The sequence below is a fragment of the Natrinema soli genome, assembly GCF_028618695.1.
Window position 1 is genome coordinate 1 of sequence record NZ_JAQIVI010000544.1, and the last position, 4,330, is coordinate 4,330.

Annotated in this window: 4 protein-coding genes and 1 pseudogene; all 5 read left to right on the top strand. The window is 66.2% G+C overall.

The window, feature by feature from the left end; translation table 11 throughout:
* A pseudogene (locus PGX04_RS26195) lies at nt 1–419 on the top strand (DNA mismatch repair endonuclease MutL); the annotation flags it as partial.
* Nucleotides 420–1,092: 673 nt separating this feature from the next.
* Complete coding sequence (locus tag PGX04_RS26200; RefSeq protein ID WP_273741177.1) at nt 1,093–1,929, top strand: proline dehydrogenase family protein; 837 nt, start codon at nt 1,093–1,095, stop codon at nt 1,927–1,929.
* 57 nt (nt 1,930–1,986) lie between these two features.
* A complete protein-coding gene (locus PGX04_RS26205; RefSeq protein ID WP_273741178.1) occupies nt 1,987–2,946 on the top strand; it encodes a succinylglutamate desuccinylase/aspartoacylase family protein in 960 nt (319 codons plus the stop codon).
* A gap of 2 nt (nt 2,947–2,948) precedes the next feature.
* Entirely contained in the window at nt 2,949–4,106 is a 1,158-nt protein-coding gene (locus PGX04_RS26210; RefSeq protein ID WP_273741179.1) for a pyridoxal-phosphate dependent enzyme, read from the top strand.
* A 26-nt stretch (nt 4,107–4,132) separates the two neighbouring features.
* On the top strand, nt 4,133–4,330 hold a 198-nt coding region (locus PGX04_RS26215; protein ID WP_273741180.1), incomplete at its 3' end, for a zinc ribbon domain-containing protein.

A 4,330-nucleotide genomic window follows, 5' to 3' on the forward strand; every position in this document is an offset into this window, starting at 1 on the left:
CGGCCGCCGAGGCCGAGGCGTTCGAACACTACCGAGAGGCGCTCTCGCGGCTGGGTTTTTACGCCGACCGCATCGGCGATCGAACGGTCGCGGTGACGACCGTGCCCGCGGTGCTCGAGGAGACGCTCGAGCCGGACCGGTTGCGGGACGTCCTCGCGTCGTTCGTCGCGGGCGACCGCGAGGCGGGCACCGAGACCGTCGACGCGCTGGCCGACGAGTTCCTCGGGGATCTGGCCTGTTATCCGTCGATCACGGGGAACACCTCGCTGACGGAGGGCTCGGTCGTCGACCTGCTGTCCGCGCTCGACGACTGCGAGAACCCCTACTCCTGTCCGCACGGTCGACCGGTGATCGTGCAGTTCGACGAGGCGGAAATCGAGGACCGGTTCGAGCGGGACTATCCGGGCCACGGCGGGTAGGATTGGACCGCGAGTCCCTCGTCTGAGTACCGATCTCGAACCGTCGCTCCGGAGGGAGTACGTCTCCCTCGTCGAGGTAATTATCGACCTGTTTAGTGTATACGTAAATTTAATAGTCCATTGTCCCTCCGCATCATACGGAACAACGCTTCAGCTCGTGTGTTTGCGCCCCGACGATACCGGAGTCGTTCGAACCTGACGCCCGTTCTGTCGCGGAACGTCCCTCGTTCTCTCCGTCGCGGCCGCGCGGAACGCACTGCAGTGGAACGTGTCCCGACTGAGACAGATGACCGAAGATAACACACCTATGACAGACGGAACCGAGCCGTCGCTCCGAGCGAGACACGTCAAGCAGGACGAACCACCCGAGATCCGAGTATAATGGCCCCCAAGCAAAACGTACGGACCGTTCGTATCGTGTGCGACGAGTGCAGCTTTTCGACGGAAGTAACGAAGGACGGGGAAAAATCCGCGGAAGTGATTCGGGAACACGGTCGAGAAACGGGCCACAAGCTCTCCGTCGAGGAGCCTGACGACGCCGCGTAGAGACGGGCGACGGATCGGTCACCGTCGGAACGGTGACTCGCTCTCCCTCGAACGACCCGTACGACTCCGTCGAAACGCGCCGAGAAACGGAGGAACACCCTTACGCGTCGCGGTCAGTATTTCTGCTATGATCCCGCCTATCGCGAACCGGTTCGTCGCGGGGGACTCTCCTGCGGAAGCGCTCGAGCACGTCCGCCGACTCAACGAGCGCGACGTGAAGGCCATCGTCAATCTGCTGGGCGAACACTACGACGAGCGCGATCCCGTCGCGGCCGACGCCGCCGAGTACCGCCGACTCGTCGCCGATATCGCCGGCTCGAGGCTCGAGGCCTGCATTTCAGTCAAGCCATCGCAACTCGGCTTGGATATCGGCGAGGACGTCTTCCGCTCCGAGCTAACGGCGATCGTCAACGCGGCGGCCGAGCACGGCGTCTTCGTCTGGATCGATATGGAGGACCACACGACGACCGACGCGACCCTGGACGCGTTCGAGACGGTCGCTCGCGAGCAGGGAGGGGGCGTCGGTATCTGCGTTCAGGCGAACCTCAAACGGACTCGAGCGGACGTCCGGCACCTCGCCGACGTTCCCGGGAAGGTCAGATTCGTCAAGGGCGCGTACGATCCGCCGGCCGACGTCGCGTACGCGGACGGAGCGCGGATCGATCAGGAGTACAGGACTCTGCTCGAGTACGCGTTCGAACACTACGACGGCGGGATCGGAGTGGGGAGCCACGATCCGGCGATGCTCGAGTACGCGACGGCGCTCCACGAGCGCACCGGTACCGCGTTCGAGATACAGATGCTGATGGGCGTCCGCGAGGACGCCCAGTACGAGTTGGCCGACGAGTACGAGGTCTGGCAGTACGTCCCCTACGGCGAGCGCTGGAAATCCTACTTCTACCGTCGGGTTATGGAACGGCGGGAGAACCTCCGATTCGCGCTCCGGGCCGTCCTCACCGGGTGATCGGCGCTCGAGATCAAAGGATAGTCTAAAGGCAGACGGATCCATCGTGAGGAACATATGACGACGACGCTCGGAACGGCGAGCGCGGGGCCCGGCGAGATGGATACGGGCCGTCTCGAGGTCGGCGAGACGCGAGACGGGAGCCCGTTCGGGCTCCCGGTCGCCGTAATCAACGGCGCGGCTTCCGGAGACACGCTCTACGTACAGGCGGTCAGTGACGGCGACGAACTCAACGGTGTCGGCGTGATCCAGCGCCTCGTCCCCCGGCTCGATCCCGCCGAGCTCTCCGGGACGATCCTGATCGTCGGGATCGTCAACTACCACGCGTTTCAGGTGGCCGAACACCGCAACCCGATCGACGATACGAAGATGAACCGGGCCTATCCCGGCAACGAGAACGGGACCTCGAGCGAGCGGATCGCTGCCGCGACGTTCGACGCCGCAACCCGGGCGGACGTGATCCTCGACCTCCACCAGGGGTCGACCAGCCGGATGCTCGACGAGGTCCGGGTCCGATGCGGAACGCGCCACCGCCTCTACGACGAGTGTCTCGAACTCGCGAGAGTCTTCGGTTGCGGGCACATCCTCGACCAGAAGGGACCGGACGGCCAGTTGGCCCGCGCCGCGCCGAACGAGGGGATCCCGACCGTCGACCCCGAACTCGGCGGTGCCGTCGGCTGGGACGAAGAGAGCATTCGAAAGGGGGTCGACGGCGTCTTCAACGTCCTTCGGTACTACGGCTACCTCGAGGAGGACGCGGACGTGGAGCGCCAGGTGCGGGCCAGCGGCTTCGAGCAGTACGGCGCTCCCAGCGGCGGGCTCGTCGACCTCCAGAAGGAACTGGGCGATCAGGTCGCGAGCGGCGAGACGCTGTTCGAGGTGACGACGCCGTTCGGCGAGCCGAAGTCGACCGTCACCGCCAACAGCAACGGCGTCCTCTGGCGGATCCGTCGACTCCCGCAGGTCGCGACCGGCGAATACGTCTGCTCGGTCGGAACCGACATCGACACCGTCTGACCATGCCTGCTGATCTCACGTGTCCCGACTGTGGCACCCGCTACGATGCTGGCCCCGACGAACCGTGGCGCTGTGCGTGCGGCCGCGGCCTGGAGTTCACGGAACGACCCCACCCGGAGGGCGATCCGCTCCCGCTGCACAGTTTGGATACGAGCGAGGGGCTGTGGACCTTCTTCGAGTTCCTCCCGATCGAGCAGCACGTCACGTTCTACGAGGGGTTCACGCCGATGGCCGACGCCCCCGAGTGGGACGCGCAGTTCAAACTCGAGTACGTGTTTCCGACGGGGTCGTTCAAGGATCGCGGCGCGACGACGACCCTCTCGCGTGCCGTCGAACTCGGCGTCGAGAAGGTCATCGAGGACTCCTCCGGAAACGCGGGTGCATCGATCGCGACCTACGCGGCCCGCGCGGGGCTCGAGGCGGACATTTACGTGCCGGCGGACGTCAAACAGTCGAAGCTGATGGCGATCCAGCGGGCCGACGCGCGCCCCGTTCGCATCGAGGGGACGCGAGAAGACGTCACGGCGGCCTGCCTCAGGGCAGTCGAAGGCCGCTCGAACGGTGATGCCGTCTCGGCCGGCGACAGCGATGCACCCCACCAGACGGGCGAGGGGTGGTACGCCAGCCACGCGTGGAACCCCGCGTTCTACGCCGGGACGATGACGTTCGCGTTCGAGGTGGCCGCCCAGCAGGGGTGGACCGTTCCCGACGCCGTCGTCCTTCCCGTCGGTCACGGGACGCTCTTCCTCGGTGCGTACCGCGGCTTCAGCCTGCTGAACGAGGCCGGAATCGTCGACGGAATGCCCCGCCTACTCGGCGCGCAGGCGGCCGGTTACGCGCCCATCGTCGCCGCACTCGGCGGGAATACGACCGACGAGGACGGCGACGGAACGACTATCGCCGACGGGATTCGGATCACCGAACCGGCCCGCGGGACCGAGATCCTCGAGGCGATCGAGGAGACAGACGGCGACGCGATCGCGGTCGGTGGGGACCCGATCGAGACCGCGCTGGATCGACTCCACCGCAACGGATTCTACGTGGAGCCGACCTGTGCGGTCGCCCCGGCGGCGCTCGAGCGGTACCGCGAGGACGGGGTCGTCGCCGATGACGACGACGTCGTCGTGCCGCTGACGGGAAGCGGATTCAAAACGCTTTGAACGGGGCGGTCCGAAAAACCGGATAGATGGTCAGTCGACCGCCGACGTTCTGCCCCGACTGTGGCACCCGACTCGAGTCGATCACGTTCGACGGCCGCGAGCGCATGCGGTGTCCGAACTGCGCGGCGATCGTCTGGCACAACCCGGTACCCTGTGCCGGCGTCGCCGTAGTCGACCGATCCGGTCCGGAGCCGGCCGTCCTCTGCGTCGAGCGCGGCGTCCCC

Coding starts and splice junctions, on each gene's coding strand:
- PGX04_RS26200 (WP_273741177.1), top strand. CDS start 1,093: ATGATCCCGCCTATCGCGAACCGGTTCGTCGCGGGGGACTCTCCTGCG.
- PGX04_RS26205 (WP_273741178.1), top strand. CDS start 1,987: ATGACGACGACGCTCGGAACGGCGAGCGCGGGGCCCGGCGAGATGGAT.
- PGX04_RS26210 (WP_273741179.1), top strand. CDS start 2,949: ATGCCTGCTGATCTCACGTGTCCCGACTGTGGCACCCGCTACGATGCT.